Origin of the sequence: Herbaspirillum lusitanum P6-12 (assembly GCF_000256565.1) — a bacterium.
In the GTDB taxonomy this organism is placed as follows: Bacteria; Pseudomonadota; Gammaproteobacteria; order Burkholderiales; family Burkholderiaceae_D; genus Herbaspirillum; species Herbaspirillum lusitanum.
In genome coordinates this window covers 1-14,959 of record NZ_AJHH01000170.1, presented here as the reverse complement: position 1 = coordinate 14,959, position 14,959 = coordinate 1, and the positions used below count along the sequence as shown (strand labels likewise).

Genomic DNA, 14,959 nt, shown 5'->3' with positions numbered 1-14,959 from the left:
CGTTTGTATTGGTGGTGGAGCCGGCGGGAATCGAACCCGCGTCCGCAAGCACTCTACAGACAGTTCTACATACTTAGCGCTGCCATTTGATTTAACCCGAACGACGCGGACGCGCACGCTTCGTTAAGGCGAGTCACCTTAGATTTAGCCTTGAACCAAGTGACCCGATTCAAAGCGATTCCTTGTAAATGACTCTACTGCTGTTTTACCAGCCTACCCCAAGGAAGAAGTAGTGTAGAGCAAGCGGGTATTAAGCCGCTTGTGCGTACGAGTTATCGTTTGCAGTTATATCTTGTCTGATTGTATTTACGAGGTAGTCAGTCCTCGGTATGCCCTGCGCTGCTTTGCAACCCACGTCGAAACCAAGTCGGCCCCATGCAGACTTGCATTATAACTCAATGTGGGGGCGGCTCGCCCGATTATCAAGAGCCGAAGCGCGCTGCTGCCACCACTGTTGCCTTACTGCTGCAGGCTCAGGTCGACCCGGCTGCCCTGGCCCTTGTCCTTGATGCCTTCAGCCGTCAGCTTGGGAGCGATCAGGAAGATGCGGTCGGCCGAGATGATGCTTTGGTCCTGCAGATAATTGCGCACCACGTCCGCGCGGCGCTGGGCCAGGTTGCGCAGGTCGTCTTCGGTAACTGGCGTGTTGTCGACGATCAGCTTCTGCATTTCTTCCGGCGGCAGAGATTTTGCGAGACCGACCATATTGCGCGGCTTCTTGAATTTTTCGTCCTTGTAGACCTTTTCCATGTACTTGGCGCGGTCGGCGTCGCTGAGACTGTTGTCCTTGCCGGTCGGCTGGCCTTCCTTCTCGATGACGTCCTTGCGTTTCAGCGCGCGCATCTTGCGGTTGAGGACTTCCTGGCGCAGGCCGGCGTCGTCGACCGCCGGATCGGCACGGCCCATGACGTCGATCTTGAGCGCCGGACGCTGGTGCAGGGCGTAGCCGAGCGTGTCGAGCTTCTTGCGGATGTCGGCGGTAATCTCGGACGAGCCCGGCTCGAATTCGATGTAGTTGAGCTCGGCTTCGCCGCCGCTGCCGAACATCGAACTGATGAGCGCGAACGGCGAGGTGACGGCCTTCACGACGAGGTTGACGAAGACGCGCATGATGATGCCGCCGATCGAGAACTGCGGATCGGACAGCGAGCCGGAAATCGGCAGGTTCAGATTGATGGTGCCGTCACGGTCTTTGAGCAGCGACACCGCCAGCATCACCGGCAGCTTGGTGACGTTGGGGCCGTCAACATGGTCGCCGAAGGTCAGTTGCTCAATGCGCACGTCGTTCTGCGCCACCAGCTTGTCGTTCTCGATCTTGTATTGCACGTCCATCGACAGCTTGCCCTTGGTGATCGGGTAGCCCGCGTATTTGGCCGAATAGGGCGTCAGGCGCGGCAACTGGACGCCGTTGGCACTGGCCTTGATGTCGAGGAACATCGGTTTGAACAGTGGATTGAGCGTACCCGAAATCTGCAGCGGCGCATCGTTGTCGACCTTGCCGCGTAAATCGATGGTGGCCGGTTGCGGCTTGTCGGAAGCGATGCTGCCGATGGTGCCGCCCATGCCGGTCATGTTGACCGTGTAGTTCGGTTTGACGAAGTTGTCGGTGAAGTTGATGTTGCCGCTTTGCAGGACGGTCTGGCCTATGCGGATCACCGGCGCGTTGGGATCGGGTGCGGCGGGTGTGACCGGCGCGGTCGAGGTGGTGGTCTTGGCGACGGTCGTCGAGGGCTTGTCTGCGCTGGTTTCTGCTGCCGTGACGGAGCTGGGTGGCGTTTCCTTGGAGACCACGATGTCTTGCAGATTGAGCTTGCCCTGATCGGACAAGATGGCGCGTGCGTAGAAATCGGACAGCGCGATCTTGTCCAGTGTGACCAGCGGCTTGCCGCCGATCTTGGCGTTGACGCCTTGCAGGTTCAGCGTACGCCAGCGCAGGAAGTCGCTCGACGTGAGCTTGTCCAGCACGCGGAAATTGTTGAGGCTGGCCGAGCCGTTGTATTGCAGCGCCAGCGTCTGCTTGTTGATCGGCGGCGTCAGCGCCAGCTTGCCCTTGGTGCTGAGCGTGCCGCTGGTCAGCGTGACGTTGAGGTAATCGGTGAAATAGCTCTGGAATGGCGCGATCGGCAGGTTCTGAGCATCCAGCGCAAGATCCACGGTTTTGAGTTGCGGCGCCGCCTGGCCGGTCACGGACAGCTTGCCATTTTTGTTCAGTGTGGCTTGCAGCGACAGCTTGCTGGTTTGGTCGAGCTGGCTGGAGAGGTTATCCGCCTTGAGATCGAGACCTTCGATGCGCAGCTTCTGGGTCGGCGTCACGCTGCTGTCTTCGTAAGAGATATTGCCATTGCCGATCGACAGGTTGCGCAGACGTGCTTGCCAGGCGGTGGCGGCGGTAGTGGCGCTTTGCTTCTTTGCCGGTGCCGTAGATGCGACGGCCGGTTCTTTGGCCGGCTCGCCGACTGGCGCGGGTTTGCTTCCCGGCGCGGCCAGCAAGTCCTGCAGGTTGAATGCGCCCTTGGCGTCGCGGCGCAGATCGCCGTTGAGGCCGACGATGCGGAAGGCGTCCGCTTCGGCTTTGCGGCCCTGCAGGTCGATGCTGGCGTTGTCGAGCGCGATGGTTTTGGCGCCGATGACGCCGGCGGCGGATTTGGTCTTGGGAGACAGTTTGAGGTCGGCGATTTCAACGCCCAGTTTACCGAGCTTGACCTGGCTGCCGGCAACCTGCACCTCGGTGCTGCCTGAAACCTGGCCGCTGAGCGCGCCGTTGAGCGAGCGGTTGAGGTAGTTCTGATAGCCGCTCAGTTGAACCGTCTTCAAGGTCGCGGTGCCGTTGACTTCGCCTTTGAGCGGCGCCAATGCGCCGGTGAAGCCGATCTCACCCTTGCCGTTTTCGGTGAGCGACAGCGCCAGCCTGGCCGGCTTGGTGTCGGCCAGCGTGGAGACTTCTTCGGCGTCGACAGTGATCTTGTCGAGATGAACGGTCTGGCGCGGCGATGCGTTGGCGTCGTCGGTCCATTGCACGCTGCCGTCGCGTACCAGCAGTTTGCGGATGGTAATGGCCGGGGCGGCAGCGTCCTTGGCTTCGGTCTTGGTTTCGGTTGCCGGCGTTGTCGTTGCTGTTGCTGTTGCCGGTTTTTTTGCAGAGGCGGCAGATTTGGCCCGGGCATCGCTCTTGCCGATGCGAGTCCAGTTGATTTCTCCGCGGGCATTCATGTCGGCCCAGATTTGCGGCTTGTCGATGGCAATCTGATCAATTACGCCGCTCAGCTTGAGCAGGTCGAGCTTGTCGATCTTGGCTGACAGCGAGCCGATCTTGATGAGCGGCGCGGCATTCTTCTCCTGCACAGAAATGTCGGCCAGCGTGAGGTCGCCGTCGAGGCCGATCTGCGGCTTGTCCTTGTCGCGGCTGAAAGTCAGGTCCAGTCGCGTGGAGAGCTTCGCGCTGTCCAGTTTGACCGGCAGCGCAACGGGCGAGAAGGGCAGATAGCTGGCGACGTCCAGTTTGTCGATGTCGATCGCCAGCGTGGTGTCGAGCGAGCTGGCGAAGGGCTTGCTGCGGCCCTTGAGCGAGAACGGTGTGCCGTTGACGGTCATCGACAGCACCGGTTGCACGAAGGTGTCGACGTTGCGCGGCAGGTTGGAGACAAAGGGCACGCCGATGTTCAGCGCGCGGATGTCGATGGTTTTGCCGCTGACTTTGTCGTCGAACAGGATGGCGCCGTTTTGCAATTGCACGTTGGCCAGGGAGAACAGCGTCTGGCCTTCGCTTTTTGGCGTCGCCAGCACGCGATCGATGATGTCGGAGAAGTTGTAGCGGCCGATGCCTTCGTCGCTCAGGCGCACGATGTGGACCTTGGGTTCGACCAGCTGGATTTCGTCGAGGATGGCGGCCAGGCGCAGCGCGGAAGTGGACGATGCATTGACCACCAGTTCCTTGGCGCTGAACGCGGCAGTCTTCTGATCCGGTTCGTACAGCGTGACGTCATGCACGCGCAACGCAAGCACGAAAGGATTGAAACTGAGTTCACCGATGTCGAGCTTGCGGCCGATCTTTTCTTGCGTTTGTTCGATCGCGATTTTCTTGACCAGCGACGGCAACGCGAGCCAGCTGATCAGCGCCAGCAAAAGCAGGAAAGCGATGGTGTATGCGGACCAGCGCAAGGTGCGCAGCTGCCAGGTAGGACGGGGATGATTGGCCATGATCGGTTCCTCGTGAGGAAGGTCGCCCGCGTCAGCGGAATGGACCTTCGTTTAATTGTATGGTCGGCGCCGGAAAGACGTCGACAGGTAACTCAACTACGGCAATGACGGTTGCGGTTATTCCGGCTTGATCAGTTCCAGCAATTGCATCGGATCGTGCAGCAATGCATCGGCTTCCCATGATGCCGGCGCGACGTGGCCGCAATAGCCCCAGGCGGCGGCGATGGTCTGCATGCCTGCGGCACGTCCGGCCTGGATATCGCGCAGATCGTCGCCGACGTACCAGCATTCGTCCGCAGCCAATTGGAGCCGGTTCGCGGCTTCATACAACGGCGCCGGATGCGGTTTGGTGTGCGGTGTGGTGTCGCCGGAGACCACGCACCCTGCGTGGCCAAGCCCGATTTGCGGCACCAGCGGGTCGGTGAAGCGCGACGCCTTGTTGGTGACGATGCCCCAGGCCAGTCCGCGCGCTTCCAGCTGCTTCAGCAGATCGGAGACGCCGTCAAAGAGTTTGCTTTTGACGACCAGCTTGGCTTCGTAATTGTTGAGGAAGCGCACACGCAGGTCTTCATATTCAGCGTCATCAGGCTTGATGCCAAAGGCCGCACCGATCAGGCCGCGTGCGCCGGCTGATGCCACTGGGCGCAATTGTTCATACGGTGTCGGCTCCAGACCGCGCTCGGCGCGCAGCTGGTTGACGGCTTCAGCCAGGTCGGGCGCCGTGTCGGCGAGCGTGCCATCGAGGTCGAACAGGATGGCGCGGGGTATTTTCAGAGGCATGGTCGGCACGATGAAGGCGATTGGAACAACAGCAGAAGCTGTTGCAGTTTGCCGGCGATGTCCGCTGCGGGACGCCGCCGGCCATTGAGTATTGAATATTGCAGTCAGGACAACGGCTTGCGGCAAGCCACCATGTAATTGACGCTGGTGTCCTGGTTGATCGAGTACAGCTTGGTCAGCGGATTGTAGGAGAGTCCCTTGAATCCATCGAGCTCCAGTCCGGCTTCGCGAATGAAGCGCGCCAATTCTGCCGGCGTGATGAACTTGGCGTAATCATGCGTGCCCTTGGGCAGCATGCGCAACAGGTACTCGGCACCGATGATAGCGAACAGGTATGCCTTGGGATTGCGGTTCAGCGTGGAAAAGAATACATGGCCGCCCGGCTTTACCATTGCTGTGCAGGCGCGCACGATGGAGGCGGGATCGGGGACGTGTTCCAGCATTTCCATGCAGGTGACGACGTCGAACTGGCCCGGTTCGCGTGCGGCGAGATCTTCTGCGGCGATCTTTTCGTAGCGAACCTGGATGCCGGACTCCATGCCATGCAGGTCGGCGACCTTGAGCGCTTTTTCGGAGAGATCGATGCCTGTCACCCTGGCGCCTTTGCGCGCCATGGATTCGGCCAGGATGCCGCCGCCACAGCCGATGTCGATCACCTTCTTGCCGGCCAGCGGGGCGCGCGCATTGATCCACTCCAGGCGCAGCGGGTTGATTTCATGCAGGGGGCGGAATTCGGAACCCGGGTCCCACCAGCGATGGGCCAGTTCACTGAATTTCTGGATCTCTTGGGGATCGGCGTTCACGTTCGCCTGGGGTGCGGTGGTCGTATTCATAGGGCCTAATGATAGCCCAAAGACGCCATCGAAGTTGGCCGCGCCAGATCAAGGCGGCTTCTGAAACCATCTTGAAGCGCAAACGAAACAGGAATAAAAAAACCCCGCCGAAGCGGGGTTCATTGAGCCTTGTAGCGTCAATCGATTACTTGCGGGTACCCACAACTTCGATTTCCACACGACGGTTCTTGGCGCGGCCAGCTGCGGACTTGTTGTCTGCGACTGGTTGCGATTTGCCCTTGCCTTCAGTGTAGACGCGGTTAGCTTCGACACCCTTGGAAACCAAATATGCCTTCACCGATTCAGCGCGGCGGACGGACAGTTTTTGGTTGTAGGCGACGGAACCGACGGAGTCAGTGTGGCCAACGGCGATGATGACTTCCAGGTTCAGGCCTTTCAGATTGGCAACCAGTTCGTCCAGTTTGGACTTGCCGGCTGGCTTCAGAACTGCCTTGTCGAAGTCAAAGAAAGCATCAGCAGCGTAAGTGACTTTTTCCGATGTCGGAGCGGCTGCTGCAGCGGCAGCTGGAGCAGCTGAGGCAGCGGCTGGAGCAGCAGCTTGAGCAGGAGCTTCTTCGCATGGGCCGTTGACAAACGCTGTTTGCCAGCACAGACCGAAGCCGCTGCGAGTAACGACGTCACGGCTGTCTTGCAGGTACAGGCTGTTCGGACGAACCTTGATGTCCTTGATTTCCTGTGCGGTCGCAGACAAAGCGATGGCTGCGGACGCAGCAGCGAAGACGAGTTTTGCTAATTTGTTCATGTTTCTCCTCTCGGGTGAGATATCCGCAGATAAACTGCGCTACAAAATTACGACATCAAAAAAACGAATAATATCATGTGTTCAGGTCGTTACATGCCCCACTTTGCAGGAGGGCGTGCAATGAACTTAGCCGCCATTCTGCCACAGGCTGGTGCAATCAGCGAACGTTGCCAAATAGTCCAATCAACGTTTTTAGCACTCTGTTGTTTTTTGGTAACAAGACGTTTGTCTCCGCAAAGTGCCGCACTCCGTTGTCAAAAAAGCCAGGCTTTAGCTAAAAAACCTTATTTTTCATGCCCTTGCACGTGAATAACCACACGGCGATCCGGTGATAGGCAGGCTGTCAATTTCCTGGCGGGAAGGTTTTGTCCACATTGAGCCACCGGCTCATTGCTGCCGGCGCCGACGATTTGAATCGGTGCGGCAACACTTTTGCTCTTCAGAAATGCGGCGACGGCTTCCGCTCGTTTGAGGGCGATTTCTTCATTATGTTTCCGGGAGCCAAGCCGATCAGCGTGGCCGGTGACAACAATTGCGTCAATTCCGCAAGTCGGCAGCTTCTCAACGACTTGTGCCTGGATGCGTTGTTGTGCCGCTTTGTTCAGTGTCGTCTTGCCGGAGCCGAATGTCTGGCTTTCGTTGAGCGTGATGCTGAAATCGCAATTTGTGCCGTTGGCCGATACTGCAGCGTTCACGGTGATTGCTGCCGGATTGCTCACCAGGGCGGGCGCGATCGGATTGGTGATGAGCGGAGCCAGCTCGCCATCGCAGCCGGTCAGGGAATCCGACGGCGTCCAATAGCCGGTGCGCCAGCACAGGCCGTACTGGCTGCGCGCGACGCTGCCCTGGTTGTCCTGGCCGTAGGCGGCGGTCGGTGTTGCCGCAATATTGGTGTTGCCCTGGGCGTAAGCGGAAAGAGTGGTGGCGCCCAACAGGAGGCCGAACAGGCCGGGAAATTTACAAGACATATTAGTTAGCGGGTTGCGACGACATGAGTGGACAGGCTGCAAGCTCGCAGTTTGCCTGAGGGAAATGCGCTAAAGGCTGCGATTTCCGTGATGCGTCATTTTCTTCGGAAGGCTCGCATTTTAATCATAATTAGTGGATTTGCCTGTATTTGTTTGCGCTCGCCGCTGCATATTGCCGGTGAGCTAAAACCGGTGCTGCAAGGGCTCGGCGTGCTAGAATGCTTCGTTTGTAGTCGCTGCCCGCAATGAACAGGTTCCGGGCCTGATTTAACCACTCAAATCAATACCTCTCGACTCGCCAATGGATCAATTCGCTAAAGAAACCATCCCCATTTCCCTTGAAGAAGAGATGCGCAAGAGCTACCTCGATTACGCCATGAGCGTGATCGTCGGACGAGCTCTGCCGGACGTGCGCGACGGCCTGAAGCCGGTACACCGCCGCGTGCTGTTTGCGATGCATGAAATGAACAATGTCTGGAATCGCCCGTTCGTGAAGTGCGCGCGCGTGGTCGGTGAAGTCATGGGTAAATACCACCCGCACGGCGACGCCTCGATTTACGACACGCTGGTGCGCATGGCGCAGGATTTTTCGCTGCGCTACATGCTGGTGGACGGCCAGGGCAATTTCGGTTCCATCGACGGCGACGGCGCCGCCGCGATGCGTTATACCGAGTGCCGCCTGGACAAGATCGCCAACGAATTGCTGGCCGACATCGAGAAGGAAACCGTCGATTTCGATCCCAATTACGACGGCAAGGAAAAAGAACCGTCGGTGCTGCCGACTCGTATCCCCAACCTGCTGATCAACGGTTCGTCCGGTATCGCGGTGGGCATGGCCACCAACATTCCGCCGCACAACATCACCGAAGTCATCAATGGCGCACTGCATGTGTTGTCGAATGCCGATTGCACCATCGATGAGCTGATCGAGCTGATTCCGGCGCCTGATTTCCCGACCGGCGGCATCATTTACGGCGTATCCGGCGTGCGCGATGGCTACCGTACCGGCGCTCTTCAGAAATGCGGCGACGGCTTCCGCTCGTTTGAGGGCGATTTCTTCATTATGTTTCCGGGAGCCAAGCCGATCAGCGTGGCCGGTGACAACAATTGCGTCAATTCCGCAAGTCGGCAGCTTCTCAACGACTTGTGCCTGGATGCGTTGTTGTGCCGCTTTGTTCAGTGTCGTCTTGCCGGAGCCGAATGTCTGGCTTTCGTTGAGCGTGATGCTGAAATCGCAATTTGTGCCGTTGGCCGATACTGCAGCGTTCACGGTGATTGCTGCCGGATTGCTCACCAGGGCGGGCGCGATCGGATTGGTGATGAGCGGAGCCAGCTCGCCATCGCAGCCGGTCAGGGAATCCGACGGCGTCCAATAGCCGGTGCGCCAGCACAGGCCGTACTGGCTGCGCGCGACGCTGCCCTGGTTGTCCTGGCCGTAGGCGGCGGTCGGTGTTGCCGCAATATTGGTGTTGCCCTGGGCGTAAGCGGAAAGAGTGGTGGCGCCCAACAGGAGGCCGAACAGGCCGGGAAATTTACAAGACATATTAGTTAGCGGGTTGCGACGACATGAGTGGACAGGCTGCAAGCTCGCAGTTTGCCTGAGGGAAATGCGCTAAAGGCTGCGATTTCCGTGATGCGTCATTTTCTTCGGAAGGCTCGCATTTTAATCATAATTAGTGGATTTGCCTGTATTTGTTTGCGCTCGCCGCTGCATATTGCCGGTGAGCTAAAACCGGTGCTGCAAGGGCTCGGCGTGCTAGAATGCTTCGTTTGTAGTCGCTGCCCGCAATGAACAGGTTCCGGGCCTGATTTAACCACTCAAATCAATACCTCTCGACTCGCCAATGGATCAATTCGCTAAAGAAACCATCCCCATTTCCCTTGAAGAAGAGATGCGCAAGAGCTACCTCGATTACGCCATGAGCGTGATCGTCGGACGAGCTCTGCCGGACGTGCGCGACGGCCTGAAGCCGGTACACCGCCGCGTGCTGTTTGCGATGCATGAAATGAACAATGTCTGGAATCGCCCGTTCGTGAAGTGCGCGCGCGTGGTCGGTGAAGTCATGGGTAAATACCACCCGCACGGCGACGCCTCGATTTACGACACGCTGGTGCGCATGGCGCAGGATTTTTCGCTGCGCTACATGCTGGTGGACGGCCAGGGCAATTTCGGTTCCATCGACGGCGACGGCGCCGCCGCGATGCGTTATACCGAGTGCCGCCTGGACAAGATCGCCAACGAATTGCTGGCCGACATCGAGAAGGAAACCGTCGATTTCGATCCCAATTACGACGGCAAGGAAAAAGAACCGTCGGTGCTGCCGACTCGTATCCCCAACCTGCTGATCAACGGTTCGTCCGGTATCGCGGTGGGCATGGCCACCAACATTCCGCCGCACAACATCACCGAAGTCATCAATGGCGCACTGCATGTGTTGTCGAATGCCGATTGCACCATCGATGAGCTGATCGAGCTGATTCCGGCGCCTGATTTCCCGACCGGCGGCATCATTTACGGCGTATCCGGCGTGCGCGATGGCTACCGTATTGGTGATGCGCGCCAAGACGCATTTTGAAGAATTCGGCCGCGAAGGCCGCACGGCGATCATCGTCGACGAGCTGCCGTACCAGGTCAACAAGAAGGCCTTGCTCGAGCGTATCGCCGAGCTGGTGCGCGACAAGAAGCTGGAAGGCATTTCCGACCTGCGCGACGAGTCCGACAAGTCGGGCATGCGCGTGGTAATCGAACTCAAGCGCGGTGAAGTGCCGGAAGTCGTCCTCAATAATCTGTACAAGCAGACACAGTTGCAGGACACCTTCGGCATGAACATGGTGGCGCTGGTCGATCGCCAGCCGAAGCTGCTGAACCTGAAGCAGATGCTGGAATGCTTCCTGTCGCATCGCCGCGAAGTGGTGACGCGCCGCACGATCTTCGAACTGCGCAAGGCGCGCGAACGCGGCCACGTGCTGGAAGGTCTGGCGGTTGCTCTGGCCAACATCGACGACTTCATCGCGATCATCCGCGCGGCGCCGACGCCGCCGATCGCGAAGTCCGAACTGATGGCGCGTGCCTGGGATTCGTCCATGGTGCGCGAAATGCTGTCAGCAGCGGCATCGAAGCCTTCCGTCCGGAAAACCTGCCGGCGCATTACGGCATCCAGACCGACGGACTGTACAAGCTGTCCGACGACCAGGCGCAGGAAATTCTGCAAATGCGTCTGCAACGCCTGACCGGCCTGGAGCAAGACAAGATCGTCAATGAATACAAGGAAGTGATGGAACAGATCGCCGACCTGCTGGACATCTTGTCCAAGCCGACGCGCGTGACCGCCATCATCACCGACGAACTGACGGCCGCGAAGAATGACTTCGGCATCGGCGTCAAGGACGAGCGCCGCTCGACCATCGAACACAACGCCACCGATCTCGGCACCGAAGACCTGATCACGCCGCAAGACCTGGTCGTGACGCTATCGCACTCGGGCTACATGAAGTCGCAGCCGGTGTCCGAATACCGTGCACAAAAACGCGGCGGCCGCGGCAAGCAGGCCATGGCGACCAAGGACGACGACTGGATCGACCAGTTGTTCATTGCCAACACGCACGATTACATCCTGTGCTTCTCCAACCGCGGCCGCCTGTATTGGCTGAAGGTATGGGAAGTGCCGCAGGGTTCGCGCAATTCGCGCGGCAAGCCCATCGTCAACATGTTCCCGTTGCAGGACGGCGAAAAGATCACCGTGGTGTTGCCGCTGTCGGGCGAGAACCGCGTGTTCCCCGAAGACCGCTATGTCTTCATGTCGACCAGCCTGGGGACCGTCAAGAAGACGCCGCTGTCCGACTTCAGCAATCCGCGCAAGGCCGGCATCATTGCGGTCGACCTCGATGAGGGCGACTTCCTGATCGGCGCTGCGCTGACCGACGGCCAGCACGACGTCATGCTGTTCTCGGATTCCGGCAAGGCCGTGCGCTTCGACGAAAACGACGTGCGTCCGATGGGCCGCACCGCCCGTGGCGTGCGCGGCATGAACCTGGAAGAAGGTCAGCAGGTCATCGCGTTGCTGGTCGCGGAAAACGAACAGCAGTCGGTCCTGACGGCTACCGAAAACGGTTTCGGCAAACGTACGCCGATCACCGAGTACACCCGCCACGGTCGCGGCACCAAGGGCATGATCGCGATCCAGACCAGCGAACGCAACGGCAAAGTGGTTGCGGCGACACTGGTCGAAGCCAGCGATGAAATCATGCTGATCACCACTGGCGGCGTGCTGATCCGCACCCGCGTCGCGGAGATCCGCGAAATGGGCCGGGCAACGCAAGGCGTGACGCTGATTGCCGTGGAAGACGGCACCAAGCTGAGCGGCCTGCAACGCGTGGTGGAATCCGACGCCGAGGAAGACAAGGCCGAAGGCGATGTCGAAGGTGCTGTTGGCGCCGAAGGCAGCGGCGATACAGCCGCCGGTGAAAGTGACGCAGCTGCAGAATAGTTCGGGCTGAACACAAAATGACCGGCTGATGGCCGGTCATTTTCATCCTGTTGCGCTTGTTTGTTCTGTCGTCTGTTTCTGTCCTTCCTGGCCTTGTTCTTGTATCGTTGCCTCGTCTTTCCTTTATTTTTTACCTAGATCATGGTCTACAATTTTTCCGCCGGTCCGGCCGTATTGCCGAAAGAAGTGCTGCAGCAAGCTGCCGACGAAATGCTGGACTGGCACGGCAGCGGCATGTCCGTGATGGAAATGAGCCATCGCGGCAAGGAATACATGTCGATCATCGAGACGGCCTTGCGCGACATGCGCGAGCTGTTCGCGGTGCCGGCCAACTACAAGATCCTGTTCCTGCAAGGCGGCGCCATCGCCGAGAACGCCATCATCCCGATGAACCTCGCCGGCCTGCGCGGTAAAGGCGCAGGCGTCGCGGACTACGTCAACACGGGCTCGTGGTCGACCAAGTCGATCAAGGAAGCGCGGCGCTATTGCGAAGTCAACGTCGCCGCCTCGTCCGAAGCCGAAAAGTTCGCCCGCATCCCGGCGCGCGACACCTGGAAACTTTCACGCAACGCCGCCTACGTGCATCTGTGCACCAACGAAACCATCGACGGCGTCGAATACCAGTTCACGCCTGACGTCGCTGCCGATACCGACAATGCACCCATCGTGGCCGACATGTCGTCGCACATTTTGTCGCGCGCGGTGGATGTCTCCAAATACGGCGTCATCTATGGCGGCGCCCAAAAGAATATCGGCCCGGCCGGATTGACCATCGTCATCGTGCGTGAAGATCTGCTCGGCCACGCCTTGCCGATCTGTCCGTCGGCCTTCGACTGGAAGATCGTCGCCGACAACGACTCCATGTACAACACGCCGCCGACCTATGCGATCTACATCGCCGGCCTGGTGTTCCAGTGGCTCAAGCGCCAGGGCGGCGTGGCCGAAATGGAGCGGCGCAATATCGCCAAGGCGGATCTGCTGTACGACTACCTCGACAGCACCGAATTTTATACAACACGGATTGCGAAAGAGTGTCGTTCACGCATGAACGCGCCGTTTTTCCTGCATGACGAAACATTGAACGAGACATTCCTGGCCGGCGCCAAAGAGCGCGGCCTGCTGCAGCTGAAAGGCCACAAGTCGGTCGGCGGCATGCGCGCATCGATCTACAACGCGATGCCGATGGAAGGCGTCGAAGCACTGGTGGAGTACCTCCGCCACTTCGAACGCACACACTGAACGGCTGCTGCAAAACAAATCTGGCGTTGTTGCAACGTCTTGCCGTGCTAGCGCACTGTCTGCGACGCTGCGCCTAGCCAGCTTTGCTTTGCAGCACCCGTTCAATCGAGCTTGGGCTGACTGCATTTGCTTGCTACTTACTTGCTACTTACTTGCTATTGAGTTGCTGTCGGCCGGAACAGATTGAACAAGAAAGACCACAATGAGTGAAGACAAACTCTTGCCCTTGCGTCAGAAGATCGACGCCATCGATGCGCAAATCCTTGATTTGCTGAACCAGCGCGCACGCGTCGCGCAGGAAGTCGGGCACGTCAAGGCCGAGACCAACGCGCCGGTGTTCCGTCCCGAGCGTGAAGCGCAGGTCCTGCGCAAGGCCGCCGAACGCAATCCGGGGCCGCTGCTGGGCACCGATATCCAGACCATTTTCCGTGAAGTCATGTCGGCTTGCCGCGCGCTGGAAAAGCGTGTCGTGGTGGCCTATCTCGGCCCCGAAGGCACCTTCAGCGAACAAGCCGTGTACCAGCAGTTCGGCCACGCCGTCGAAGGCTTGCCATGCGTATCGATCGACGAAGTGTTCCGCGACGCCGAAGCAGGCACCGCCGATTTCGGCGTGGTGCCGATCGAGAATTCCTCCGAAGGCGTGATCAACCGTACGCTCGACTTGCTGCTGCAAACCACGCTGCGCATCAGCGGCGAGATTTCGATCCCGGTGCATCACAGCCTGATGACCAAGGCCGGCGGCATGCAAGGCGTGACGCGTATTTGCGCGCATTCGCAGGCGCTGGCGCAATGCAACGCCTGGCTCAACCAGAACTATCCCGGCGTCGAGCGCCAGGCCGTGGCGTCCAACGCCGAAGCCGCGCGCATGGCCGGCGAAGACACGACCGTGGCCGCCATCGCCGGTGAAATCGCCGGGCAGAAATACAGCCTGCAAACCGTCAACGCGCACATCCAGGACGATCCGCATAACCGCACGCGTTTCGCCGTCATCGGCCGCTTGCAAACGGCGCCGTCCGGCCGCGACCAGACTTCCATCGTGCTGTCCGTGCCGAACAAGGCCGGCGCCGTCTACAATCTGCTGGCGCCGTTGGCCAGGCACGGCGTATCGATGACGCGCTTTGAGTCGCGTCCGGCGCGCATGGGAGCGTGGGAATACTATTTCTACGTTGACCTGGAAGGTCACGAGCAAGACGAAAAAGTCGCCAAGGCGCTGGCCGAGCTCAAGGAGAACGCCGCGTTCTTCAAGCTGCTCGGCTCTTACCCCTTTACCGTATAAATCATTCGAAGGTTCATCATGTCCACACCATTTGGTCCGGAATACGTGCGCGCGCTGGCGCCTTACCAGGCAGGCAAGCCAATCGCTGAAGTCGCCCGCGAATTCGGACTCGACGAGAGCAAGATCATCAAGCTGGCGTCCAATGAAAACCCGCTCGGCATGCCGGAATCGGCGCGTCTGGCAATGCAGCAGGCGGTGGCCGACATCGGCCGCTATCCGGACGCCAATGGCTTCGACCTGAAGGCCGCGATCAGCGCCAAGTACGGCGTGCCGCAGGATTGGGTCACGCTGGGCAACGGCAGCAACGACATCCTTGAACTGGCGGCGCACGCCTTCGTGCAACCCAGGCAATCGGTGGTGTACGCGCAGTACGGTTTCCTGGTCTATGCACTGGCGACACAAGCGGTCGGCGCGCG

Annotated in this window: 7 protein-coding genes, 1 other RNA gene and 4 pseudogenes; 5 read left to right on the top strand and 7 right to left on the bottom strand. The window is 59.3% G+C overall.

Annotated features, from left to right (window positions below):
- Positions 1-12 precede the first annotated feature (12 nt).
- The 6 genes from ssrA to HLUSI_RS0105865 form a co-directional block, all read right to left on the bottom strand.
- Positions 13-375, bottom strand: a transfer-messenger RNA (tmRNA) gene (gene ssrA / locus HLUSI_RS31340).
- An 84-nt stretch (positions 376-459) separates the two neighbouring features.
- On the bottom strand, positions 460-4,197 hold the full coding sequence (locus HLUSI_RS0105885; protein WP_016833087.1) for a DUF748 domain-containing protein: 3,738 nt from the start codon (positions 4,195-4,197) through the stop codon (positions 460-462).
- Positions 4,198-4,314: 117 nt separating this feature from the next.
- Positions 4,315-4,977: an HAD family hydrolase gene (locus tag HLUSI_RS0105880; protein ID WP_029363183.1), complete on the bottom strand. Its 663-nt coding sequence runs from the start codon at positions 4,975-4,977 to the stop codon at positions 4,315-4,317.
- 104 nt (positions 4,978-5,081) lie between these two features.
- Entirely contained in the window at positions 5,082-5,810 is a 729-nt protein-coding gene (gene ubiG, locus HLUSI_RS0105875; RefSeq protein ID WP_016833085.1) for a bifunctional 2-polyprenyl-6-hydroxyphenol methylase/3-demethylubiquinol 3-O-methyltransferase UbiG, read from the bottom strand.
- Between the two features lie 145 nt (positions 5,811-5,955).
- Positions 5,956-6,573: an outer membrane protein OmpA gene (gene ompA / locus HLUSI_RS0105870; RefSeq protein ID WP_016833084.1), complete on the bottom strand. Its 618-nt coding sequence runs from the start codon at positions 6,571-6,573 to the stop codon at positions 5,956-5,958.
- Between the two features lie 284 nt (positions 6,574-6,857).
- The gene (locus HLUSI_RS0105865; protein WP_238533926.1) at positions 6,858-7,505 is read right to left on the bottom strand and encodes an OmpA family protein; all 648 of its coding nucleotides are present in this window, start codon (positions 7,503-7,505) and stop codon (positions 6,858-6,860) included.
- A gap of 337 nt (positions 7,506-7,842) precedes the next feature.
- On the opposite strand from HLUSI_RS0105865, the pseudogene HLUSI_RS32405 reads away from it, so the two are divergent.
- A pseudogene (locus tag HLUSI_RS32405) lies at positions 7,843-8,550 on the top strand (DNA gyrase subunit A); the annotation flags it as partial.
- 54 nt (positions 8,551-8,604) lie between these two features.
- Here HLUSI_RS32405 and HLUSI_RS32400 read toward each other — a convergent pair.
- Positions 8,605-9,084 (bottom strand): annotated as a pseudogene (locus HLUSI_RS32400) (OmpA family protein); the annotation flags it as partial.
- Positions 9,085-9,385: 301 nt separating this feature from the next.
- Between HLUSI_RS32400 and gyrA the strand changes: the two are divergent.
- The 4 genes and pseudogenes from gyrA to HLUSI_RS0105840 form a co-directional block, all read left to right on the top strand.
- Positions 9,386-12,028: pseudogene (gene gyrA, locus HLUSI_RS27205) on the top strand (DNA gyrase subunit A).
- A gap of 141 nt (positions 12,029-12,169) precedes the next feature.
- Complete coding sequence (gene serC / locus HLUSI_RS0105850; RefSeq protein WP_016833082.1) at positions 12,170-13,267, top strand: 3-phosphoserine/phosphohydroxythreonine transaminase; 1,098 nt, start codon at positions 12,170-12,172, stop codon at positions 13,265-13,267.
- 202 nt (positions 13,268-13,469) lie between these two features.
- The gene (gene pheA, locus HLUSI_RS0105845) at positions 13,470-14,543 is read left to right on the top strand and encodes a prephenate dehydratase (protein WP_016833081.1); all 1,074 of its coding nucleotides are present in this window, start codon (positions 13,470-13,472) and stop codon (positions 14,541-14,543) included.
- A gap of 18 nt (positions 14,544-14,561) precedes the next feature.
- Positions 14,562-14,959: pseudogene (locus HLUSI_RS0105840) on the top strand (histidinol-phosphate transaminase); the annotation flags it as partial.

Bases quoted from the DNA above. Each gene is read 5' to 3' on its own strand.
- HLUSI_RS0105885 (WP_016833087.1), bottom strand. From the start codon at position 4,197: ATGGCCAATCATCCCCGTCCTACCTGGCAGCTGCGCACCTTGCGCTGG.
- HLUSI_RS0105880 (WP_029363183.1), bottom strand. From the start codon at position 4,977: ATGCCTCTGAAAATACCCCGCGCCATCCTGTTCGACCTCGATGGCACG.
- ubiG (WP_016833085.1), bottom strand. From the start codon at position 5,810: ATGAATACGACCACCGCACCCCAGGCGAACGTGAACGCCGATCCCCAA.
- ompA (WP_016833084.1), bottom strand. From the start codon at position 6,573: ATGAACAAATTAGCAAAACTCGTCTTCGCTGCTGCGTCCGCAGCCATC.
- serC (WP_016833082.1), top strand. From the start codon at position 12,170: ATGGTCTACAATTTTTCCGCCGGTCCGGCCGTATTGCCGAAAGAAGTG.
- pheA (WP_016833081.1), top strand. From the start codon at position 13,470: ATGAGTGAAGACAAACTCTTGCCCTTGCGTCAGAAGATCGACGCCATC.